This window comes from Rhodanobacter sp. L36, assembly GCF_009765755.1.
Lineage (GTDB): Bacteria > Pseudomonadota > Gammaproteobacteria > Xanthomonadales > Rhodanobacteraceae > Rhodanobacter.
In genome coordinates this window covers 157,464-179,689 of sequence record NZ_LMUV01000004.1, presented here as the reverse complement: position 1 = coordinate 179,689, position 22,226 = coordinate 157,464, and the positions used below count along the sequence as shown (strand labels likewise).

Below are 22,226 nucleotides of genomic sequence, written 5' to 3'. Positions count from 1 at the left end.
GAAACATCAACCGTCAAGCAACCTACCCCGGCAACCGCGGCACTCCGTGCTGATCGCGTTCTTCGATTGCCACGGGGCGAGTATCCACATCACCTGGCGTGCCGGTTTGCGGGAGCGTGATGACGGGTTCGCCGCGGGCGAAGGAGAGGGCGTTGCGATAGCAGCGTTGTGCTTGCAGTGAATCGCCTTGGCCGGCGTAGGTGTCGCCGAGGGCTTCCCACACGGCGGCGCTGGGTGTGAGTGCGAGTGAGCGTTGCAGGTATTGATGCGCTTTGCCCCACAGCTTGAGGCGCACGCACATGCGGCCGAGGGTGAGCAGCAGGTTGGCGTCGTTCGGGTGCGCGTCGAGCCAGCCTTCGGCACGGCGCAGGCGCGCTTCGATGTCGTTGCCGGGCAAGGTGCCGTAGGTTTCGATGAGTTGAGGCGACCACTCGCGGCGCAACGCGGATTCCATCTCATCCATCGCCGGCAGCACAAGGCCGAAGCCGGAAGCGCGGCGCGCATAAGCCTCGACGGCGGCGGGCACACGACGCTGATTCTTCGGCAGTTGTGACCACAGCGTATTGAGTACCGCGCCATCGCCGGTGGCATTGATCGATGCGACCAGCACTTTCGCTTCGAGCGCGGCGTATGCGCGTGTGCCGAGCGCGCCGCTTTTCTGCAGCGGATCGAGTGCGTCGCGCGCGCGGCGCGTGTCGCCGCTGGCGAGTGCGGCCAGTGCGAGTTCGCGCCAGCCGCCGGGCGTAAGCGTGCCCTTGTCGGATTCGGGTGCCAGCAAGGCGAGTGCTTCGGCAGGCTTGCCATCACGTCGTAACACGCGTGCGCGCAACACGCGCGATGCCTGCGGTGCGGATTGCGAAGCCTGGTTCAATGATTCGAGTGCGCGGCCATGTTCACCGCGACGCGACGATGCCTCGGCGGACGCGAGCAACGCCGGGCCGCGCAGGCTGTCGAGTCGGGACGCACGATTGAGATCACGCTCCGCATCACCGTGGCGGCCTTCGATCAATGCGATCAGACCATCGCCCATGCGTTGCTGGCTGAGCCGGCGATGCCGACGCGAGAACGCGCCGAACGGCCAGCGCACCACGCGCCATAGGACCACGAGCAGAAACCAGAACAGCAGAAGTGTCAGTACCGCGCCGACCACCGTGCGCTCGGCGTACCAACCATGGATGTGCACATAAACGTATCCGGGATCTTGCGCCACCCAATGCCAGCCGAACGCGGCCAGCGCGGCGATGAACACCAGCAGCAGAATCCAGCGCCACAACTTCATGGCGTGGCTCCGCCCGACGGTTTCGCGGCGCTGCTCGATGATGCGGGCGCGCTATCCGCACCGGGTTTCAGCGCGTGTACTTCGCGCAGGTTGTGCAGCTCGGTGAGTGCCGCGCCGAGTTGCACCTTGCCACCGGCCGGCGGCGTCGCCGCGAGTTGATGAAGGTTGGACTGGACCTGTTTCACCGACGCCGCATCGCTATCGAATTGCGTCGACAACGTAACGCCGATGCGCTCCAGCGCTGCGAGATATGCGGCGTTGTCGTAAGCGAGCAGTGCAGATTGCGCCTGCGCGAGATCGAGCGCTGCCAGCTCGCGTGCGAAACGCGCATCGGCCACCGCCAGCGGCGCACCGTTGTCGCGCTGCACGCTGACGACGCTCGCGAGCGCATGACCAATGCGCGACCACGTGTCCGTCGGCTGATGGGCGTCCGGCGTATCCAGCGGTTTCAACGGCAGCTGCGGCAACGTGGCGCGCAAGACGGTGAGTTGCTGCAGCGCCTGATCCTGGCTCGCCGGCTGGCTCTTCGCCAGCGCTTCGCGTTCGGCACCGATGCTCTGGCGCAGACCGGAGAACGCAGCATCGTTCACGGCTGCCAAAGTCTGGTCGGCCAACGCATACGCAGCGGCCGCGCCCTGCGCATCGTGGAACAACGTGTAACGCTCGCCGCCCATGCGCAGCAGCGATTCGGTTTCGTCCAGCAGCATCGTGTCGTGACCGGAAACGCTTTTCTCGGCGAGCTTGGCCACGGCATCTTCGAGGTTGCGCGTGCGATCGGATTGACCGAGCAGTTCTTCACGCAGCGAACGATTGACCTGCGCCGCGTCGTTCAACCGCTGATTGATGCTGCTGCGCTCGCTGCTCACGCCGGCAAGACTGGTTTCGAGCGCGGTGACGCGCTGCTGCAGCGTGGCGGCAGTCAGGCTGTCCGACACGCGATTCTGTTCCTGCTGCCACTGTCGCCAGCCTATATACCCGGCACCGCCAAGAGCGATCAACGAGAGCAGCACCGCCAGCGCGAGACTGCCGCCGCCGCGTGGACGCGGTGCCGGCGCCGGACGGCTTATGCGCGTCGCGGGCAACGGGTCGGGACGTGCGCCCGCGGGCGCGCCGGAATCGCTGGTTTTGTCGGTTTCGCTCATCCGCGCATGCTACCAGTCCATGCACGCGCGTTCGTAGCACGCGCGTGAAGGCAAGGCTCAATCCGTGCGCGCAGCCGCGTCGAGCAGATCCGCTGTGAGTGCGGACGCGGCGCGTATCAGACGCTGAAAACCTGCATCCTTTGCCACATTCATCAGCCGTTCGCTGCTCACCACAAGCGTTGCGGCGCGAAGTTTCGCGAGTGCCGCAGGCGACAGCAGTTGCCGCAGGTTATGCAGGGCTTCGGCGCTGGAAATCAAAACGCATGCCGAAGCTGGCAGTGTTTCGATGGCATGCATGTGGCGACGATCGAGTCGCGGCGCCCCCCGTCGATAGACATGTAGCTCACGCAGGATCGCACCGCGCGCCGCCAGCTGTTCGCGCAATACTCCACGCCCGCCAGGTGCGCCAATCAGTGCGACATGACGATCGCGGATGTCGCGTAGTGCGGCGTGATCGAGCACGCCTTCGCTGTCCTGCCGCAACGGCGTCAATGCATCGATGCCATGTCGCCGCAGCACGCGCGCCGTACCCTCGCCCACTGCCAGAACGGCCGCCTTTGTGCGCAACGGCCTGAGGCGTGCAGCGAAACGCACGGCAGCCGGACTGCTGAAGATCAACAGTTCATCCGCGAGTGCTGCGCCCAATGCGATGGCTGCCTCGTCTTCATTCGCGATGCCGCGCAACGCGAGGCCGGGCAACAACAACGGTACGCCGCCACGCGCGCGAACCTGTCGCACAGCCGCGACAGCCGTGCCCGCAGGACGTGTGATCACCACCGTGCGGCCGTGCAGGAATCCGTTGTTCGTCGTCAACGCCATGGCCGGCAGTGTAATCGCCCTACACTTGGCGTTTCCCATGATCGAACCCCTTCTCCGATGAGCATGAGCGAAGCAGAAACACAGGCGACGCAGCTGGTGCGTTTTGTCCGTGATGAAATTCCCCTCGCACTGGCGATGGATCTGCAACTCGGCGATTTCAGCAACGACACTTTCAGTCTGCTCGCGCCGCTGCAACCCAACGTCAACGACAAGGGCTGCGCGTTCGGCGGCAGCCTGGTGAGCTTGATGACCTTGTGCGGATGGGCGCTGGTGGAGCTGGCGCTACGCCGACAGGGCCAGGACTGCGACGTGTTCGTGGCCGAATCCACGGTGCGTTACCTGGCGCCTCTGTGGCAGGACTTTCGCAGCGACGCGCGGCTGGCCGAAGGCGCGGACTGGGCCACTTTCTTCCGCACGCTGGAGGCGCGCGGCAAGGCGCGCATTGAGGTGGATTGCGTGATTCCCGATGGCGACGGCAAGCCGGCCGCCACGCTGAGCGCGCGCTTCGTGGCCAAACGACGCGTTTGACAGACGCACGCCGGCGCTTGCGGCAGAATGGCCGGGTATCCATCGCGGAGATTCGCCATGCGTCGCACCCTCAGCCTGTTTGCCGCCTCGTCGTTCCTGCTGCTGTCCGGTTGCGCCACCACCCAGCGCAGCGACCTTCTCACCGATACTCTCACCGCCTACGGCAGCACCGTACGCTGGGGTGATTTCGCCAGCGCCGAGCAGTTCATCGACCCAACGATCCGCAACGCGCACCCGGTCAGCAAGATGGACCTGGCGCGTTACCAGCAAGTGCAGGTCAGCGAGTACGACGCCGGCGATGGCCCCGTACCCGACGGGGAAAACCAGGTGAAACAGACCGTGCACGTCAACCTGGTCAACGTGCACACGCAATCCGAGCGCAGCATCATCGATCACCAGACCTGGCATTACGACGAGAAGAGCAAGCACTGGTGGCTGACCAGCGGCCTGCCCGACATCACGCAGGAATAGCGCGTCGCCTTGTCGCGGCATTCGCGCGCAGCGAGCCCGTATAATCGCCGGTTCACCCGACTGACACCGCGCGTGCGCGAAGTGGAATCACCATGAACGACTTTTTGCACAAGCTGCCGCAATTCATCGGCAACCACGTCGCCCTGGTGGCGCTGTTCGCCATCCTGTTACTGGCGCTGATCGCCATGCAGATCGCCGAACTCTTCAGCAAGACCCGCACGCTGACGCCTGCCGGTCTCACGCTGTTGATCAATCGCGAGAGCCCGCTGCTGATCGACCTCTCCGCGCGTGGCGACTTCGAGAAGATGCACGTGCCCGGCGCCAAGCACGTGGTGATGAGCCAGTTCGATCCGGAACACAAGGATCTCGCCAAGGCGAAGGAGCTGCCTGTCGTCGTGATGGACAAGGACGGCCACGGCAACTCGGCAAAGGCCGCGCAGCGGCTGGTAAAAGCCGGCTTCCTCAAGGTGCACACGCTGGGCGGCGGCGTCTACGCCTGGCAGCAGGCGCAGTTGCCGATTGCCAAAGGCAATAAATAAGCAAACCGCCCTTGCTCGCGGCCGCGTTGCCGCTCGCTAGGACCGATCAAACGATTGCGCTGCACGCTCCTTCGTCGAGCCATGTCGGTACTGCCAGCACAGCGCGATGATCGGCAGCACCAGCACGAACAGCGACCACAGGCTTGCCTCGGGTCCGCCGGTTCCACCACTCCATAGCGGATTGCCGCTTGCGTTCGCCGTCATCAGCCGTCCATCGAAAAGCTGGCCGCTGTTCGGCACGCCGTAGAAATAGCTTTCGCCCCAATCCCACAGCGCGTGATAACCGATCACCCACCACAGCGATCCGGTGAGCCGCAACGCGAGACAGAAGAACAACGCGATCCATCCGGTCTGCGCCAGCCCGAGCAAACTTTCGCCAGGGTTGCTCGTGTGCATCCACACAAACACCGCCGACCACACCAGCGCCGACCACCAGAATCCAATGCCGCGCGCCAACGTGGTTTGCAGATAGCCGCGCAGCAGCAACTCTTCGAACACCGCGACGGCATAGAACGTCGCGAGCCACAGCGCGCCATTGCCGATCAATCGCAGCGCGTCGTCGGCGCTCCGCGACAACGCGATGTTTCCACCAAGCCACTGCATCGCCAGCACGACGCTGAGCGCCGCGAATCCCCACAGCGATCCCTTCAACAGAAGACGCAACCGATCGCTTCCGCCCAGTCCGTAACTATCAAACGCACGTCGCTCGATGCGCGCAAGCACGAACGTCGCGAACAACACGATCGCCGCGCGAATCGCCTCCTCGATCAGCAGACCTTGCGGCGTCTGCAACCAGTGATCCGGCAGTTGGCGAGTGAATCCGAAGTACTGCACAAAGCGCAGCGACACCACGATCGCGATGAACAACGCGATGCCCCAGCCGATCCGCAAATCGCGTCCGTCGAAGAAAACCTTGCGTCGGAATCCAGCCGTCATGGGATAGCTCTCTTTGTGCACCCGACCACGTGCTTCGATGTTGGCCATCGCAAGCTTCGGTCAGGCCGAACACTTCGTGCAATTGAATTCGATCACCGCACAGCGAATGAAAGCTGCATGGGGCTACGGATCGAACGCGAACGTGGAAATCAGTTGCAGTGCTTGATGTTCCTTCCGGTACGTATCGTCGTTCTAGCGCGTGACCGGTCGGGCGAGTCACCCAGGCTATCCGGCATATCGACGCTGTAACCCACGGCGCGAAGCTGATCGGGATAGTTATCGGCGCCCAGGAGATCGGTCATCGGCAGCATCGCGAAGCTCACACGGTGCGACCAGATCGCACTGCGGGCTGCCTGAGTCCAGGCATCACGCAGCCTAGCTTTTACATCGGCCATGTCGGGCCGGAAGCTGGCGCCGGACATGATCAACGTCTGGCGGCAAACATCCAGCTGGTCGCTCATGGGCAGTCTGGCCAGATCCTCCAGATCACCTGACGACCACGCCACCGCGCGTTGCCGCATGACATCAAGATCACCCTCCAGATGATCAAGCGTTGCCTCGAAGCAGTGCATCTCCATCGCCGGCGTGATGTGCAAGTCGCCGATGGGATCACCCCCCCCGTGCAGGTTCCAGGTTGTAGATCACCGGCAATGGCGTGAGGCCGCGTTGCTTCAGCAGATCCGCGATGACCGGTTCGATCATGTCGGGCGCAAGGCCTGCATGCTTCAGTGACGTCAGGTAAAGCTGGACGGCTGCATAAACGGGACGCCGGTTCTCGACGGCATCGTCTTTGCCCATGTACGCCGCCTTGAGCTTCGACCACTTTTCGTAATCCCGCGGCGGAACGACATCGCGCAACTTGCGCCCATCCGGGTTGAGCGCGAGTCGATCGAAATAGCCTGTGCTGGCGTGGATACGCACACGCGGAATATCCAGCACTTCGCCAGCCTGCGCGATGACCCGACGCACTTCCACTGCACGCCAATGCATCTGCTCCGGCCATTCGTCCAGCGTGCCAAGTATCCACAGCACATGCCGGCCTTTGCGCACGCGCCACAGGTCGGGGCCTGGCACGATGCCGATGACGGTCACCGGGCGCAGGCTGCGCGCCTTGATCATTTGCGGTGCAACCTGGCTTGCTGGCGCGACACTGGGCGCCTGCCGGGGCATGACCGCGGGCGAAGACAACAGCGCGAATCCCATCAACCAGCTGAAAGGTTTCATCCTGCTATTTGCCATGGGCAGGCATGTGCCGATTCTTCAGGCGTGTCATTGCCCGGGACGTCGTGATTCATCACTCTTTGACTGACATCCTCAGCCATTTTCCGATACTCCTTTCGAAGCGTAAGCGGCATGCAGCTACGGAGAAAAACTAAGGTTCGTCGGTACGCCTGGAAGTTGCCGCAACGGCATGCCTGTGGGGACCACATCATTTCCAACGACGTCCAGTTTGAAATCGTCAGCCAGCACCTCGCCCTTGCCGGAGAGAAGCACGCCGAAGGCGATATCTGCCGCCTCCTCGGGAACATCCAGAACGATGTTGTAGTTCTGCCAATCGTTGTTGCCGTGCAGTGATCGCTGCTCCATGTTGTCGAAGCCGACGATCTGCTTGTCGGCCCCGTCAATACGCATCCACAGGCCGGCCTTGTCCGCGTCCCTGGTATGCAGGAAGCCGGAGAAGCGCACACGCCTGCCTCGATACGCTTTGGCACTGATCGTTTGCATGAGCGTGCCAAAGCCCCTGGTTTCGTTCTTCGAACGAATGAAGGCGTTGTTGTCGTTTGCGCCGCGGATACCGGGTTGCGTTCCCATCTCGTAGGCGGAAGGTGTCGTTCCCGCAACAAACCAGCCTTTGGGAACAGCCGCCTGTCCGTTCCCGGCCACTACGCAGCCGAGCAAAGCGATCGAGCAAACAAGCTTTTTCATATCGTCTCCCAGGTTTGAAAATCACAGCTTCCGAGGCGCTTCGGTTTCATGCATCAGATACTGCGCAACTGGCGAACTGGCCGGCGTCACGTCCATTTGCAACAGATACGCACGGTCGACGCCGTCCGCCCAACCCGGCTGAACCGTTTCAGCCGTGGCAGCCAAGGCTTTTGCGGGGTGCGGTTGCAAAGCGTGGATCGTCAGCCACAGGGCGGCGAACGATGCCGCTGCAGCCGCGAACCATTGCCATGAAAGTTGCGCCCCGCGACGCCTCGTGCGCGTGGAGAATTCAAGAATGCGATCATCGATGTGCACCGATGACGTTTCGCGCGCCACCTTGCGATAAAGCGCTATCAACTCATCGAATGATTCATCGTTCATCGCCAGCTCTCCAGCGCATCGCGCAAACGTTGCTGCGCATAGCGAAGTCGGCTTTTGACCGTCTCGCGTGGCGCGCGAACCGCGATGGCGATATCTTCGAGACTCAGGTCGCCTTCGGCCTTCAGCAGAAACGCCTCTCGTTGGCGCGGTGGCAAAGCATCGACGGCATCAAGCAGCGCTCTGTGGAGCGCATCATTTTGAGCATGCCGCTCGGGCGTCTCATGGGCGACCAGTGCAGTTGACTCAAGCGAATCGGCGACATCGGCATCCGTGCAACGCTGCAAGTCCGGTGCATGCCTGCCCAGATGTCTCCAGCGATCCGCCGCACGCCGGTGGGCGATGGAAAACAGCCATGCCGAAAAGGACAACTTCGGGTCGTAACTATGGCGTCCGCGAATGACCGCCATCCATATGTCCTGAAACACTTCTTCTGCATCGCTCGATCGAGGTGCCAGGCGCAAGGTGTAACGATGCACTCTGTCGCGATAGCGGTAATAGATCATCCGGAAAGCCGCCGGCTCGCCCTGCTGATACACAGCCATGCAATCCTCGTCGGACAGACTGGCCATCTCGGAAAAAGCGGCCACCGAAGCCTGGACATGATCGCGTCGACAAACTTCAATGCCTGAAATGAAAGTCATCGCCAGCGCAGGCGGCCAGGAGAAAGTTCTGCTTGGTGATTGGTTGAAGAACATGATCCCGTTCTCTAGTCGTCACTACGTATTCGCCAGAATGGCGGCGATGGGGTTAAACCGGATTACATCCTAGGGCTGGCGTCCAGCGATCCGGAATCGCCGAATGAAACCGCGTCGGCTACCCGAGCCTCGATCAGCACGGTCGCGCAGAATACTCGCCGCATATCAGGACGAACATCCAACGCCAGTCAGCGAACGTGTCGAATACCCGCACGCCCGGCAAGAATCTGCGCGAGCACATCCGGCGCGTACTCGAACGAGTCGTAGTAGAGGCGATCTTCCGGCAGGCCCGCGTCGAAGAAACGCTGGTGACTGGCGCCGATCATCGCCGGCGGTCCGCTCATGTAGAAATCGTGGGCGGACAGATCCGGGTGATCGTGCAGCACCGCTTCGTGCACGAGTCCGTGGCGCAGATTCGAAGCGGGTTGCGCATCGGATACCACGGCATGGAACTGCAGGTTCGGCACATCCCGCGCCCAACTTTCGGGCAACGCATGCATGTAGAGTTCCGCTTCGTTGCGCGCGCCCCAGTACAGCTGCATCGACCGGCGCGTGCCGAGCTCGATGAAGTGCTCGACGATCGCCTTGATCGGCGCGAAACCGGTGCCGCCGGCCATGAAAATCATCGGCCGTTCGGAGTCCTCACGCGGCACGAACGTACCCAGCGGACCTTCCACGCGCAGGCGATCGCCGATGCGCAAACGGTCGTTGACCCACGAAGTGAATCCGCCGCCGGTGATGTGACGCACGTGCAGTTCGATCGCGCCATCGGGCTGCGGACCGTTGGCGATCGAGAACGAGCGGCGCTTGCCGTCGTCCAGCAGCACATCGAGATATTGTCCCGGCAATCGCTTGAGCGGCGGCTCGCCGTCGTGCGGCATCAGGCGAAGGCCGATCACATCCGGCGCGAGTCGCCACTTGTCGTCCACGCGCACGTCGAGCTGGCGACGCGCGATGTCTTCGACCGACGGCACTTCGCGCGCTTCGAGTAGCAAGTCGGTCGTCGGGACCGCCTGGCACACCAGCACCGCGTGATGCGCGAGCGCATTCGCGTCCAGCGCCACCGGCGGGTTGAACGGATAGTCGCAACGCCCCTGCAGCAGCGTCGCCTTGCAACTGCCACACACGCCCGCCCGACAGGAATACGGCAACGCCACGCCCGCGCGTTGCGCCGCTTCCAGCACGGTTTCGCCGGGCGCCACCTCGAAGTGGTGACCGGACGGTTTGAGAGTAACGGTTTTCACCAGGCACATTGTCGCGGTGATGGGAGCGGACAACAATGCGGGCTCGCCGCCAAGGAATCAACGATGAGCCTCTGGAAACAACCGACCGACCTCGCCCGCATCAACGCATGGAGCGCCAACACCATGATGGAGACGCTCGGCATGCGCATCACCGCCATCGGCGATGACTGGCTGCAGGGCACGATGCCGGTCGACCACCGCACGCACCAGCCGTACGGCCTGCTGCACGGCGGCGCGTCGGTGGTGCTGGCCGAAACACTCGGCAGCACCGCCGCGATGCTCACGCTCGATCCCGAAAAAGAACTCGCGGTCGGACTCGACATCAACGCGAATCACATTCGCGGCGTACGCAGCGGCATCGTCACCGGTACCGCGAAAGTCTTGCACTTGGGACGCACCACACAGGTGTGGGAAATTCGCATCGAAAGCGAAGACGGCGCACTCGTGTGCATCTCGCGCATCACCATGGCGGTGATCGCCGCGCGCGCGATGGCGCCGCGTTGAACGACACGCCGTATGCACGGCTGAGCCCGGACCTCGTGCTTGATGCCGTCGGTGCTTGCGGGTTGTGGCCGGATGGCCGTCTGCTCGCACTCAACAGTTACGAGAACCGCGTGTGGCAGGTTGGACTGGAAGATGAGTCGCCGGTGATCGCGAAGTTTTATCGGCCGGGCCGCTGGAGCGACGCGGCGATCATCGAGGAACACACGTTCTCGCACGAACTGGCAGCGGCGGAATTGCCGGTGGTCGCGCCGCTGACATTCGGCGAGCGGACGCTGTTGGTGCACGACGGATTTCGCTACGCACTGTCGCCGCGTCGCGGCGGTCGTGCGCCATCGCTGGAATCGATCGATCAACTGCAATGGCTCGGTCGTCTGATCGCGCGCATGCACGTGGTCGGCTCGCGGCAGCCGTTCATGCATCGCGGCGCGCTCGATCGGGAAAGCATGGTTCGGCAACCGATGCAGACCGTGCTCGAATCCACGTTGCTGCCGACATCGTTGCAGACGAATTACCGCGCGGCGGCGACGCGACTGGATACCGCCATCGCGCAACGACAGCAGGCGATCGGCCCGGTGCGGCAACTGCGCCTGCATGGCGATTGCCATCCCGGCAATGTGTTGTGGACCGACGACGGCCCGCACTTCGTGGATTTCGACGACGCGCGCACCGGCCCGGCCGTGCAGGATTTGTGGATGCTGGCGAACGACGAACGCGCGATGAAAGCCGTGCTCGAAGGCTACGAACAGTTCCGCGATTTCGATCACGGCGAACTCGCGCTGGTGCCGGCTTTACGCGCGATGCGTCAGCTGCACTACGCCGGATGGATCGCCGCGCGCTGGCAGGATCCGGCCTTCCCCATCGCATTTCCATTCGCCGCCGAGTCGCGCTGGTGGGAGCAGCACATCGCCGATTTGCACGAGATGTCGGACGAGCTCGAGTAGCCATATGGTAGGAGCGCACCCTGTGCGCGAATGCCCTTGCCTCACCGACAGGCATGTCCGCCACCTCGGTTTTCGAAGACGTGAGCTGGACCGGCGCACCCTGCGAATCCATGCAAACGCATCGCGTACCGGGTGGGCTCCTACAATCCACCTTTCCCTTCCTGGAGCTACTGCATGCGCACCATCCTCTTCCGCCTGATCGGCATCCTTGAAATTGCTGGCGGTCTCTACGGCGTGGCGTCGATGCTGCATCGGCTGCTGCCGTTTGGTTCCACCCGCGAAAGCGTCGTGGCGCTGATCGGTTTGGCCGTCTACGGCTTCGTGCTGGTGGCCGGCGTGTGGCTGCTGGAAAACAGCGAGCGCGGCATTTCCGCATCGCGTTGGGCGCAACTGCTGCAACTGCCGCTGATCGCCACGCCGGTCTTCAGTTACGCGCTTCACTGCGGTGCCTTCGTCGACGTGTTCGCCGCGCTGCATTCCACGCCGCGCCTTGGCATCGACTGGCGCTTCGGCTCGGAAGGTTTCGTGCTGGCGCTGGCCGGACCCGCGGCATCGCGAATCGGCATCAATTTGCTGGCCCTGCTTTCTTGGCTTGCGCTGCGGTTGCGCTGATCCGGCTTTACGTTCCCAACTTTGCTTGCGAGAAGGGACTTGTCGATGCCTTGCGACTTCAGGACTGATTGCAGCAGCGAAATATCCTGAGCCATTGCCATGGTGCTCATCACCATCAACGCCAGCATCAAGCAGTTTCTTTCTATAAACGATCCGAACATCGCAGGCTCCTTGCCATGATTGATCGTTCTGCACGCTGACAAGGTCATGCGTATCCAGCAAGCCGCCGCGGGACGCGCGCTATCATGCGCGGATGAATACCCCCGCATCCGTTCTGCCCGTCATCCGCCTGAAGTCCGATCGCAACCCCGGTCACCCGTGGGTGTGGTCCGCGCAGATCTACAAACCCGAATCGAAGTTGCCGCCGGGCAGTGTGGTCGAGGTGCAGGACGGCAATGGTCGTTTTGTCGGGCGTGGTTTCTGGAACGGGCATGCGCGCATCGCGTTGCGCTTGCTGAGCAACGATGCGGATCAGGCGATCGATGCGCAGTGGATTGCCGCGCGCGTCGCGCGCGCCGTGCAGTTGCGACGTGAATGGTTGCAGCTTGATCAGGTCACCGATGCGTGGCGCGTGGTGCACAGCGAAGGCGATGGCCTGTCGGGCCTGATCGTGGATCGCTACGCGGACATCCTGGTGATCGAATATTTCGCTGCCGGCATGTGGCGTTTCCGCGAGGCGATCCACGCGGCATTGCTTTCGCATTTTCCCGGCGCGCGGCTTTACTGGTTTGCCGAGTCGCATGTGCAGAAGCAGGAATCGTTCGACTGCCGCAGCGGCGACGTGCCCGAGGCAGTCGAGGTACGCGAGCACGGCCTGCGTTTTCAGGCTGCGCCGGGCTCGGGTCACAAGACCGGTTTCTTCGCCGACCAGCGCGACAACCGCAAGCGCTTCGCCGAACTGGCGAAGGGTCGACGCGTGCTCGACCTGTGCTGCAACGCCGGAGGTTTCGCGGTGCACGCGATGGCCGCCGGCGCGCGCGAAGCGGTCGGCGTCGATCTCGATGCGGGTATCCTCGAAATCGCACGTGCCAACGCGGCGGCCAACAACGTCACGGCAACTTTCGAGCAGGCCGACATTTTCGACTGGGTGCGCGCCGCCGTAGCACGCGGCGAACGCTATGACGCGGTCGTGCTCGATCCGGCCAAGCTCACGCGCGATCGCAGCAAGGTGATGGACGCGCTGAAGAAATATTTCGCGATGAACCGCATGGCGCTCGACATCATTCCGCCCGGTGGTTTGTTGTTGACGTGCTCATGCACGGGGCTGGTCGGCGAAAGCGAATTCCTGGAGATGCTTCGTCGCGTGGCACTCAATGCAGGGCGCGAGATACAGGTGCTCGAAGTGCGCGGCGCTGGCGCCGATCATCCGTTCCGCACCGACGTGGCCGAAGGCCGTTACCTCAAAGCGGTGTTCTGTCGCGTGGATTGATCGCGTGCGTTAGTCGCACCTCACGCCGAATTGACCGCCGTCGCGCACACTGCGCGACATGGCCAGCCACCCGAGCGACATCGATCCCGAACTGCGACGCGAAGTGCGCGCGGTCGGCCTTGTGTATGTCAGCGATGCGCAGCCGGGTATCCAGCGATTGCGTCGCGGCAAGGGATTCGGCTATCGAGATGTCGATGGCAAATCCATCAGCGATCGCGAGGAACTGCAGCGCATCCGCGCACTGGCGATACCGCCGGCATATGTCGACGTGTGGATCTGCGTCGATCCGCGCGGCCACCTGCAGGCCACCGGTCGCGACGCGCGCCAGCGCAAGCAGTATCGGTATCACGCGCACTGGCGCGAGCTGCGCGATCACGGCAAATTCGATCGCGTGCTGGCCTTCGGCGATGCGCTGCCGGCACTGCGCCGACGCGTGCGGCGCGACCTCACCCTGCCCGGCCTGCCGCGCGAAAAAGTGTTGGCGCTGATCGTGCGCCTGCTCGACGAAACGCTGATCCGCATCGGCAACGAAAGCTATACGCGCGACAACCACAGTTACGGACTTACCACCTTGCGCACGCGCCACGTGCGCACCGAGCGCGGGCGGCTGCGCTTCGCGTTTCGCGGCAAGAGCGGCGTCGAAAGCGAAGTGGAACTGAGCGACAAGCGACTCGCACGCATCGTGCGCAGCGTGCAGCAGTTGCCGGGGCAGCGGCTGTTCCAGTACCTCGATGACGGCGGACAGAGACAGCCGATCGATTCCGGCCAGGTCAACGAGTATCTGCGCGAAGCCAGCGGCGACGAAGACTTCACCGCCAAGGATTTCCGCACCTGGGGCGGCACCGTGCAAGCGGCCGGCGTACTCGCGCGCACGCCGCTGCCGGACAAAGGTGGCGACCGCGCCATGCGCGCCACGCTCGCCACCGCGATCAAGGAAGTAGCGGCGATTCTCGGCAACACGCCCGCGGTATGCCGCGCGTCGTACATCCATCCGCTGATCCTCGAAGGCTGGCAGGACGGCAGCCTGCACCGGACGATTCCCGCCACGGCAGCCAGCCATCCGCGCCAGCTTGAAACGCTCACGCTGCGCTTTCTGCGCAAAAGCCTGCGCGCAGCGCGTCGCAAATAGCCGGCCGCAATACAGCCGGTCGCAGCGGCTGATACGCCAGCGCGTAAACTGGCGGCCTGTCTTTCGCGGGATCCGCCATGTCTGTCACCGAACTGCTGTTGCTCGCACTGCTGGTTCTCGTGTGCGTCGTGCTGGTGCTGCAAATCCTTTCTGTCGCACGCAGCCGTGGCGATGCCGGGCTGGGTGCGCGGCTGGATGCGCTGAAAGACGATGGCGCACGAGTTGAACGCACGGTGCGCGAAGAACAACGCACCGGCCGCGATGAACTGCAGCAGGGCTTTGACCGCTTCCGCGGCCATCTGGGCGAACAACTCACCGGCATCGCGCAGCAGCAGGCGGAGCGGATCGACGGTTTCGGCCAGCGCCTGAACCTGCTCACCGAGCGCACCGACAATGGGCTGCAATCGCTGGCGCAACGGTTGGCCGAAGACGCGCGCAGGAATCGCGAAGAAACCACGCAGGCGCTCGGTCACTTCGGTGAACAGCAGCAACAGCGTTTGGCCGCGCTAAGTGCGGATCACGAAAAGCGCATGGGCGAAGTGCGCGCCACGCTGGAAGCCAAGCTCGGCGCGATCCAGCAGGACAACGCGGCCAAGCTCGAACAAATGCGCGCGACTGTCGACGAGAAACTGCAAAGCACGCTGGAGACGCGGCTGGGCCAGTCGTTCCAGCTGGTATCTGACCGGCTCGAAGCGGTACAGCGCGGGCTCGGCGAAATGCAGAACCTCGCGATCGGCGTGGGCGATCTCAAGCGCGTGCTCAGCAACGTGAAGCGTCGCGGTATTCTCGGCGAAGTGCAGCTGGGCGGGTTGCTCGAGGATTTGCTGACGCGCGAGCAGTACGCATCCAACGTGGCCACCGTGCCCGGCAGCAGCGAGCGCGTCGAGTACGCGATCCGCATGCCGGGACAGGAAGACGGCGAGAACGTCTACCTGCCGATCGATTCGAAATTTCCGGTCGAGGACTACCAACGCCTGCTGGAAGCGCAGGATGCCGCCGACGTCGATGCGGCTGCGGCAGCCGGGCGCGCACTCGAAGTACGCGTGCGCGAGGAAGCCAAGCGGATCAAGACGAAATACGTGGCCGCGCCGCACACCACGGATTTCGCTGTGCTGTTTTTGCCGACCGAAGGCCTGTACGCCGAAGTGCTTCGCCGCCCCGGATTGTTCGAAAGCCTTCAGCGCGATCACCGCGTGATGGTGGCCGGGCCGACCACGCTCAGCGCGCTCCTCAACAGTTTGCAGATGGGCTTTCGCACACTGGCGATCGCCAAGCGCAGCAGCGAGGTGTGGAAGCTTCTCGGCGCGGTGAAGAGCGAGTTTGGCAAATTCGGGCTGGTGCTGGAAAAGGCCGAGCGCCAGCTCAACACGGTCAGCAAAAGCATCAGCGATGCCGGCAAGAAAACCAAGACCATCGAGCGCAAGCTGCGCGGCGTGGAGTCGCTGTCCGGCGATGTCGCGCAGGACTTGCTAGGCGACGTGCTGGAACTGCCGGACGAATCGGAAGACGAAACCGACGGCTGAGTCGGGCGCGCGCGCAACGCCACTGGCTGCCGAGTCCAGCTGGCGCTGAAGTCCAGCGTCAAGGACATTTCCTCACGGTTTTTGTTCGCCACCCCAGCGAAGGCTGGGGGCCTAACTTCGTTGGCGAGTCAATGCCCGTTCGCTCGATCAAATACGCAATCAAGCAGGAACGTAAGCGGAACCTTCACTATTCCGTTCATCCACACGCTGTCGCCAATCAACCCCTTTTGCCGCGCGCCTGCGTTTATCTCTTTACGCATCAATCGCGATGCATGAGGAGTGCGCCATGAAACTTTCGTTGATGATCCTGCTGCTAGCGGCGGCTACCAGTCCTGCCATCCATGCGGAACGCTACGGCATGCAGGTCGGTGGTTCGCTGTTGCAGATGTCCGTGTATGACCGCGACAGCCACCAGCAATTGCCGGTGTATCGGCATGATGGCCGCTATTACGTCGCCGGCGTGCCCGGCCACCGTTATGAGTTGAATCTGCAGAATCGCAGCGCTGGCGATGTGCTCGGCATCGTGTCGGTGGATGGCGTGAATGCGATTTCCGGACAGACGGCCAACTGGTCGCAGGACGATGGCTACGTGCTCGACGGCGGCAGCAGTTATGCAGTGAAAGGCTGGCGCAAAAGCCAGGCGCAGGTGGCCGGTTTCGTGTTTGCCGATTCGGGTGACAGCTACGCGTCGCGCACCGGACGCCCGGACAATGTCGGCGTGATCGGCGTGGCGGTATTCCGTTCCAGAGTGATGCCGGTGATCGAATCCGATGACGTGGCGAACGCCGATCCCGAGACAGGCGGCAAACCGGCTGCGCCGACGATGGCGCCGTCTCTGGCCGAAATCGCGTCGGCAGCGCCTGCGCTGGCCGATCGATCCCTCAAGGATGCGCGCGCCGCGAAAACCGATGCGCCGCTCGGCACCGGCTTCGGCCAACGCGAACGCGACGAGGTGCACGACGTGGATTTCGAGCGCGCATCGAGCGAACCCGATGAAGTGATCACGCTGTACTACGACACGCGCGCGCACCTGATCGCACGCGGCGTTCTGCCGCAAGCGTCGACCTGGCCGCGTCAGCCTGAGGCGTTTCCCGGCCGTTTCGTGCCCGATCCGCCATCCGGGGACAGCCGCTAAGCCGGGCGGTAAACTGGCCAACTCCGCCTTCTCCCCAAGGAACTCGCATGAGCGAGCTGCGCTCCGAAAACGAAGTCACCCAGGACCAGGCCGAAGAGGCCGTTCGAGTCCTGTTGCGTTGGGCCGGCGATGATCCGTCGCGTGAGGGCTTGATCGATACGCCCAAGCGCGTGGTGAAGGCGTATCGCGACTGGTTCGGCGGCTATGCGTCCGACCCGGGTGATTACCTGCGCCGTACTTTCAAGGAAGTGGACGGCTATGACGAGATGGTGGTGCTGCGTGACATCGAGTTCGAAAGCCATTGTGAACATCACATGGCGCCGATCATCGGCCGCGCGCACGTCGGTTACCTGCCGACCAATCGCGTGGTCGGCATCAGCAAGCTGGCGCGCGTGGTAGACGGTTTCGCCAAGCGGTTCCAGGTGCAGGAAAAACTCACCGCGCAAATCGCGCACTGCATCGAGGAAACGCTCAAGCCCGCCGGCGTGGCCGTGGTGATCGACGCCAGCCACGAATGCATGACCACGCGCGGCGTCCACAAGCGGGGCGTGTCGATGATCACCAGCCAGATGCTCGGCGCATTCCGCGACGATCCGCGCACGCGCATGGAGTTCCTGCAGTTCATCGGCATCCACGGCAGCAACCGCTGAACATGCGGCTGGCTTGCGTGCTTGTCGCGATGGCGCTCGCTTCGCCACTCGCGGCACGCGCGCAGGATTCGCGAACGGAATACCTGCGGCTGTTCGACAGCAACGGTGACGGCCGCGTCAGCGAAGCCGAATACCTCGCGTACATGAGCCACAGTTTCCAGGCGATGGACAGCAACGGCGACGGCATTCTCGAAACTGACGAATTGCCCGGCGGTCGTGGCCGGCCGATCACGCTGCAGGCGTATCAGGACAACCTGCGCGCGCAATTCCACAAACTCGATCGCAACCGCGACGGTTATCTGAGCGCGCGGGAATTGACTGCACCGCCGCGCTGATCGCGTGCTCCCTTTCTCGATCGCAAGTAAGGGAGCACTGCACGTTCGTCAGGACAAGCTCAGACTGAAATCGCCAATCGCTCGGAGCGATACAGCTGCATGGTCGCCAGCATCGCGATCAGTGCGGCCGCCAAAGTACCGGCGAAACTGAGTCCGATTTGTTGTGCCGTGACGACGTCGCCGCGCAGCAGTTGCATGATGCCGAGGTTCTGGCTGAGCAACGGCACGGCGTACATCCACGCCTGCGCCTTGACCGGCAAGAACGACAGCAGCGCGCTGGGAATCAGCGGCACCAGCATCAGCAGCGAGAGATAGGTCTGGGCTTCGCGGTAGCTTTTGGCGAAGGCGGCCACCATCGATTGAAGTACGGCCATCAACAGCACCAGAGGCAGCATCAGCAGCAGCACAAACGCGGCGAAGTGCACGCCGAGGTCGAGCTCCATGCCGATCTTGTCGGCGGGAATGAAGCGGCCGACCACGGCAAACGCGAGCAAGGTGGTGAGCAGGCTCGCCGTTGAAAACGTGCAGATCGCCGCGAGCTTGCCGATGAGGATTTTCCAGCGCGGGACCGGATTGGCGAACAAAGGTTCCAGCGATTGCCGTTCGCGTTCACCAGCGGTGAGGTCGATCGCCAGATACATGCCGCCCATGAAAATGGTGATGACGAAAAAGTACGGCAGCATCGCGAACATCAGCACAGCGCGTGATTGCGGCGTGGCCTGATCGCGGCGGGCCACCAGCAGCGGCCATGCCGCATTCGGCGACAGGCCGCGCGCAACGAGGCGCATCGCGCCCTGCTGGCGTCCAAAACCTTCGAGCAGGTTGGTGACGCGATCGACCGACGTGCTCGCATCACGCTGCGAGGAGTCGTAGAACAACTCCACCTGCACCGGCTCGCCCTTGCGCCACGCGGTGCCATAGCCCGGCGCGATGCGCAGCACGACATCCGCATCCTGCTTGCGCACGCTGTCCTGCGGACTCGCCACCGCAGGGCCCGGAACCACGCCGCCGGCCTTCAGCGCATCGAGCAGATTTGGTGCGTATTGCGCGCCGATCACCGGCACCGGCAACGGTTTCTCGGCCTTGTCCAGCTCGCGATTGAGCGTGATGTTGAGCAACATCACCAGCATGATCGGCCCGAGCAGTGGACCAGTGAGAAATGCACTGACCAGCGTGCGGCGATCGCGCAGATTTTCGCGCACCTCTTTCAGGTACACGGTAAGCACCGCACGACTGCGGTGGATCCTGGTGGCGACCTTGTTCATGCGGCCAGTCCTTCATCGGTGCCTATGATTTTCACAAATGCATCTTCCAGGTTGCTCTCGCCGGTCTGTGCGCGCAGCGCATCGGGCGATTCGTCGGCGACCACGCGGCCATGCGCGATGACCACGATGCGATCGCACAGCGCCGCAACCTCTTGCATGATGTGGCTGGAAAAAAGCACGCAGCGACCTTCGGCTTTCAACCTGGTCATGAACTGGCGCAGTGCGCGCGTGGCCATCACGTCGAGGCCATTGGTTGGTTCATCGAGGATCACGTTGCGCGGATCGTGCACGAGCGCACGCGCGATCGCCGTTTTCACGCGCTGGCCTTGCGAGAAACCTTCGGTACGGCGCGCGGCGATGTCTTCCATCTCCAGCGCCTTGATCAGGGCCTCGCGGCGCGTCGCCAGCACGTCTTCAGGCAAGCCGTGCAGACGTCCAAAATAATCGATGTTCTCGCGCGCGCTGAGGCGCTTGTAAAGGCCGCGCGCATCCGGCAGCACGCCAAGCTCGCGACGCACGCCGAGCGGATCGACCGCTGCATCGATGCCATCGACCAGCACCTGTCCGCTATCCGGCGACATCAGCGTGTAGAGCATGCGCAGCGTGGTGGTCTTGCCGGCGCCGTTGGGGCCGAGCAGACCGGTGATCTCGCCATCGCGTGCCTTGAAGCTGACGCCATCGACGGCTTTCACCGTGCCGAAAGCCTTGTGCAAATTCCTGACTTCGATCACGAGATATCACTCCGGTTGGTGTGGGCGTGACGAGCGAGCGCGAGCAACGACATCGTGGCAAGCAAGGGGAGCAGGACGAGGGTGAGGAAATGCGGCGCCTTGAGTAACGCGGCGGCGAGAATGGCCGCAGCCCACAGCATGGCATTCGCCCATACGTCGTGGTTTTTCATGGCGTGGCTCCATTGAAGTCGATGAATATCGGTGTGGGTTGCAAGCGATCAAGACAGCTTGCGTCGAGCTTCTTCGGTTCAAGTTGCTCGACGAAGTGCTGCACGATCTGCGGCGCACAGCCGGTCGACATCACGCTATGTCCCTGGCCTTTGAAAACCAGCACGCGCCCGTTGGAAAGGCCTTTCACCACTTCGTCGGCGTAGCGCGGCGGCGTGACCGGGTCGTATTGGCCGGACAGGATCAACACCGGCTTGTCGGACTTGAGCGGCGCGTGGAAATCCGCCGGGCGCGTTCCTTTTGGCCATACGGAGCACACGGCACTCAACGCATCGATCATGTGCGTGCCGAGGATGGTGCCGGCATCCTGCGGGCGCGGCGTGAGCAGGTCGGCGTCCTCGCTGCAGATCACCGAATACTGCATGCCGCTGCCGAGCAGGTCGGAGAGATCGCCGGAAAGAATCTTCGCCTGGCCGAGCAACGGTCCAACGTCGCCATGCGCGGCCGCGTCGATCGACAGCGGCAGCAACGCGGCCGTCGCCGGCGTGTACGCGAACATGCGGACCACGCTGGCCAGCGAGTTTTCGTCGAGCGTGCGCTTGACCGTCTGGTAGCTTTCCGGATCGCGGAAGCTGACCTCGTGCGGATTGGCGCGCAACGCGTCACGCAGTTGGTACAGCGTCTGATCCGGGTCGCCAAAATGCTGCTTGCACGCGGGCTCTGTCGTGCAGCGCGCGAACTGCGCCTTCAACGCGTCGTCGAGGTTGCGCGCGAAATCTTCGCCAAGCGCATTCGAATTCGGCACCACGCTGTCGAGCACCACGCTGCGCACGGCATCGGGATATCGCATCAGGTATTGCTGCGCCATCCGCGTGCCGTACGACACGCCGATCAGATCGAACTGTGGCGAACCGATCGCCTCGCGCACGTCTTCCAGATCCTGCGCAGCGATGGTGGTGGTGTAGTAGCGCGGGTCGGCGCGATTGCCGATCTGCTTGAGGCAATCCGTCGCCGCAGCGCGCACCTTGACGAGATCGAGGCTGTCGCTTTCATCCTCATCGTCACCCGGCTTTGATTCGTCCTCCGGTTCCTTGCAACGCAACGCATTGGAACCGCCGGTGCCGCGTTGATCGATCAGCAACACATCGCGATGCGAGCGCAGCGGTTCGAGCATCGACGCGATGGCGCTGGCCGAATCGGTGGCCGCCTGCCCCGGGCCGCCGGCGAGAAATACCAGCATGTCCTTGCTGGGTATCTGCGCGCTCGAACGCAGCAGCGCCATCTTGAGAGTGATCTTGCGGCTGTGCGGATCGTCGCGATTTTCCGGCACCGGAAACGCGGCGCACCACGCAGCCGTGCTGAGGCCGCTGTTCGGCTGACCGAGTTCGCATGCGGTGAGCGCCAACGAACCAAGCAACCACGTTTGCGGTTTTGCTGGCAATTGCGGTTTCGCTGTCGAAACGACGGCGGCCTCGGGTTCTTTGGTTGTTGCGGCCGATGGCGCCGGGCGCCATTCGTGCCACGCCAGATAACCGCCCGCCGCCACGACCAGGCAGATTCGAAAGACGTTTCGTCCACTCAGTGCCATGTGTTGTTACTCCTCACCCGGTACAAAAATCGATTCGATGGAATGACCAAACAATGTCGCGATCTTGAACGCCAGCGGCAGGCTGGGATCGTACTTTCCGGTTTCGATCGCGTTGACGGTCTGCCGCGATACGTCGAGCTGCTCGCCGAGATCCGCCTGCGACCAGCCTTGTTCCGCGCGCAATTCACGGACATGGTTTTTCATCGGCGGCACCAGGCGCGCGAAAGCGACGGCATGCGCTGATGCAACATCGCCG

The 22,226-nt window shown here is 63.2% G+C and carries 27 protein-coding genes; 12 read left to right on the top strand and 15 right to left on the bottom strand.

Annotated elements, in window-relative coordinates:
- Positions 1–22: 22 nt before the first annotated feature.
- Genes GSQ73_RS07955 through GSQ73_RS07945 form a run of 3 tightly spaced genes read right to left on the bottom strand, consistent with a single transcriptional unit; the run spans position 23 to position 3,240 of the window.
- Entirely contained in the window at positions 23–1,279 is a 1,257-nt protein-coding gene (locus GSQ73_RS07955) for a heme biosynthesis HemY N-terminal domain-containing protein (protein ID WP_158882791.1), read from the bottom strand.
- A complete protein-coding gene (locus tag GSQ73_RS07950; RefSeq protein ID WP_158882790.1) occupies positions 1,276–2,421 on the bottom strand; it encodes a uroporphyrinogen-III C-methyltransferase in 1,146 nt (381 codons plus the stop codon). The genes GSQ73_RS07955 and GSQ73_RS07950 overlap by 4 nt, the downstream gene beginning before the upstream one ends.
- A gap of 57 nt (positions 2,422–2,478) precedes the next feature.
- Entirely contained in the window at positions 2,479–3,240 is a 762-nt protein-coding gene (locus tag GSQ73_RS07945) for a uroporphyrinogen-III synthase (protein WP_158882940.1), read from the bottom strand.
- A gap of 57 nt (positions 3,241–3,297) precedes the next feature.
- On the opposite strand from GSQ73_RS07945, the gene GSQ73_RS07940 reads away from it, so the two are divergent.
- From GSQ73_RS07940 to GSQ73_RS07930, 3 genes are all read left to right on the top strand, one after another.
- Positions 3,298–3,768 carry a YiiD C-terminal domain-containing protein gene (locus GSQ73_RS07940; RefSeq protein WP_158882789.1) on the top strand — a complete coding sequence of 157 codons (471 nt, stop codon included), beginning with the start codon at positions 3,298–3,300 and terminating at the stop codon, positions 3,766–3,768.
- 57 nt (positions 3,769–3,825) lie between these two features.
- Positions 3,826–4,239: a hypothetical protein gene (locus GSQ73_RS07935; protein ID WP_158882788.1), complete on the top strand. Its 414-nt coding sequence runs from the start codon at positions 3,826–3,828 to the stop codon at positions 4,237–4,239.
- A 92-nt stretch (positions 4,240–4,331) separates the two neighbouring features.
- On the top strand, positions 4,332–4,778 hold the full coding sequence (locus tag GSQ73_RS07930; RefSeq protein WP_158882787.1) for a rhodanese-like domain-containing protein: 447 nt from the start codon (positions 4,332–4,334) through the stop codon (positions 4,776–4,778).
- A 36-nt stretch (positions 4,779–4,814) separates the two neighbouring features.
- Here the strand turns inward: GSQ73_RS07930 and GSQ73_RS07925 are convergent, their stop codons facing one another.
- The 7 genes from GSQ73_RS07925 to GSQ73_RS07895 all read right to left on the bottom strand — a co-directional run bounded on the left by GSQ73_RS07925 (position 4,815) and on the right by GSQ73_RS07895 (position 9,960).
- On the bottom strand, positions 4,815–5,714 hold the full coding sequence (locus tag GSQ73_RS07925; protein WP_158882786.1) for a type II CAAX endopeptidase family protein: 900 nt from the start codon (positions 5,712–5,714) through the stop codon (positions 4,815–4,817).
- 149 nt (positions 5,715–5,863) lie between these two features.
- A complete protein-coding gene (locus tag GSQ73_RS07920; RefSeq protein WP_158882785.1) occupies positions 5,864–6,310 on the bottom strand; it encodes a TraB/GumN family protein in 447 nt (148 codons plus the stop codon).
- 13 nt (positions 6,311–6,323) lie between these two features.
- Positions 6,324–6,938, bottom strand: coding sequence for a TraB/GumN family protein (locus GSQ73_RS07915; RefSeq protein WP_158882784.1), 615 nt, complete (start codon positions 6,936–6,938; stop codon positions 6,324–6,326).
- A 135-nt stretch (positions 6,939–7,073) separates the two neighbouring features.
- Positions 7,074–7,640 (bottom strand): hypothetical protein, encoded by a 567-nt coding sequence (locus GSQ73_RS07910; protein WP_158882783.1) that lies wholly within the window; start codon positions 7,638–7,640, stop codon positions 7,074–7,076.
- A gap of 21 nt (positions 7,641–7,661) precedes the next feature.
- A complete protein-coding gene (locus GSQ73_RS07905) occupies positions 7,662–8,021 on the bottom strand; it encodes a hypothetical protein (protein WP_158882781.1) in 360 nt (119 codons plus the stop codon).
- Positions 8,018–8,563: a sigma-70 family RNA polymerase sigma factor gene (locus GSQ73_RS07900; RefSeq protein WP_158882779.1), complete on the bottom strand. Its 546-nt coding sequence runs from the start codon at positions 8,561–8,563 to the stop codon at positions 8,018–8,020. The genes GSQ73_RS07905 and GSQ73_RS07900 overlap by 4 nt, the downstream gene beginning before the upstream one ends.
- Before the next feature lie 341 nt (positions 8,564–8,904).
- The gene (locus GSQ73_RS07895; protein ID WP_254063327.1) at positions 8,905–9,960 is read right to left on the bottom strand and encodes a 2Fe-2S iron-sulfur cluster-binding protein; all 1,056 of its coding nucleotides are present in this window, start codon (positions 9,958–9,960) and stop codon (positions 8,905–8,907) included.
- Positions 9,961–10,023: 63 nt separating this feature from the next.
- Between GSQ73_RS07895 and GSQ73_RS07890 the strand changes: the two genes are divergently transcribed.
- From GSQ73_RS07890 to GSQ73_RS07850, 9 genes are all read left to right on the top strand, one after another.
- Positions 10,024–10,464: a hotdog fold thioesterase gene (locus tag GSQ73_RS07890; protein WP_158882777.1), complete on the top strand. Its 441-nt coding sequence runs from the start codon at positions 10,024–10,026 to the stop codon at positions 10,462–10,464.
- Entirely contained in the window at positions 10,461–11,405 is a 945-nt protein-coding gene (locus tag GSQ73_RS07885; protein WP_158882936.1) for a serine/threonine protein kinase, read from the top strand. Before GSQ73_RS07890 ends, GSQ73_RS07885 begins: the two co-directional genes overlap by 4 nt.
- 174 nt (positions 11,406–11,579) lie before the next feature.
- Positions 11,580–12,017, top strand: coding sequence for a hypothetical protein (locus GSQ73_RS07880; protein ID WP_158882775.1), 438 nt, complete (start codon positions 11,580–11,582; stop codon positions 12,015–12,017).
- Positions 12,018–12,270: 253 nt separating this feature from the next.
- Positions 12,271–13,446 (top strand): class I SAM-dependent rRNA methyltransferase, encoded by a 1,176-nt coding sequence (locus tag GSQ73_RS07875; RefSeq protein ID WP_158882773.1) that lies wholly within the window; start codon positions 12,271–12,273, stop codon positions 13,444–13,446.
- Positions 13,447–13,504: 58 nt separating this feature from the next.
- Positions 13,505–14,575, top strand: a complete 1,071-nt coding sequence (locus tag GSQ73_RS07870; protein WP_158882771.1) for a DNA topoisomerase IB — start codon at positions 13,505–13,507, stop codon at positions 14,573–14,575.
- Between the two features lie 77 nt (positions 14,576–14,652).
- Positions 14,653–16,098, top strand: a complete 1,446-nt coding sequence (rmuC, locus tag GSQ73_RS07865; RefSeq protein WP_158882769.1) for a DNA recombination protein RmuC — start codon at positions 14,653–14,655, stop codon at positions 16,096–16,098.
- 286 nt (positions 16,099–16,384) lie between these two features.
- Entirely contained in the window at positions 16,385–17,233 is an 849-nt protein-coding gene (locus GSQ73_RS07860; RefSeq protein WP_158882767.1) for a hypothetical protein, read from the top strand.
- A 47-nt stretch (positions 17,234–17,280) separates the two neighbouring features.
- Positions 17,281–17,883 carry a GTP cyclohydrolase I FolE gene (gene folE / locus GSQ73_RS07855; RefSeq protein ID WP_158882765.1) on the top strand — a complete coding sequence of 201 codons (603 nt, stop codon included), beginning with the start codon at positions 17,281–17,283 and terminating at the stop codon, positions 17,881–17,883.
- A gap of 2 nt (positions 17,884–17,885) precedes the next feature.
- Positions 17,886–18,218 carry an EF-hand domain-containing protein gene (locus tag GSQ73_RS07850; protein ID WP_158882763.1) on the top strand — a complete coding sequence of 111 codons (333 nt, stop codon included), beginning with the start codon at positions 17,886–17,888 and terminating at the stop codon, positions 18,216–18,218.
- Positions 18,219–18,277: 59 nt separating this feature from the next.
- On the opposite strand, the gene GSQ73_RS07845 is transcribed toward GSQ73_RS07850, so the two are convergent.
- Genes GSQ73_RS07845 through GSQ73_RS07825 form a run of 5 tightly spaced genes read right to left on the bottom strand, consistent with a single transcriptional unit; the run spans position 18,278 to position 22,174 of the window.
- A complete protein-coding gene (locus tag GSQ73_RS07845; RefSeq protein WP_158882761.1) occupies positions 18,278–19,483 on the bottom strand; it encodes an ABC transporter permease in 1,206 nt (401 codons plus the stop codon).
- Positions 19,480–20,214: an ATP-binding cassette domain-containing protein gene (locus GSQ73_RS07840; RefSeq protein ID WP_158882759.1), complete on the bottom strand. Its 735-nt coding sequence runs from the start codon at positions 20,212–20,214 to the stop codon at positions 19,480–19,482. The genes GSQ73_RS07845 and GSQ73_RS07840 overlap by 4 nt, the downstream gene beginning before the upstream one ends.
- Positions 20,211–20,384: a hypothetical protein gene (locus tag GSQ73_RS07835; RefSeq protein WP_158882757.1), complete on the bottom strand. Its 174-nt coding sequence runs from the start codon at positions 20,382–20,384 to the stop codon at positions 20,211–20,213. Before GSQ73_RS07835 ends, GSQ73_RS07840 begins: the two co-directional genes overlap by 4 nt.
- Entirely contained in the window at positions 20,381–21,970 is a 1,590-nt protein-coding gene (locus GSQ73_RS07830) for an alpha/beta hydrolase (protein WP_158882755.1), read from the bottom strand. The genes GSQ73_RS07835 and GSQ73_RS07830 overlap by 4 nt, the downstream gene beginning before the upstream one ends.
- Positions 21,971–21,976: 6 nt before the next feature.
- A complete protein-coding gene (locus tag GSQ73_RS07825; protein WP_158882753.1) occupies positions 21,977–22,174 on the bottom strand; it encodes a helix-turn-helix transcriptional regulator in 198 nt (65 codons plus the stop codon).
- Positions 22,175–22,226 lie beyond the last annotated feature (52 nt).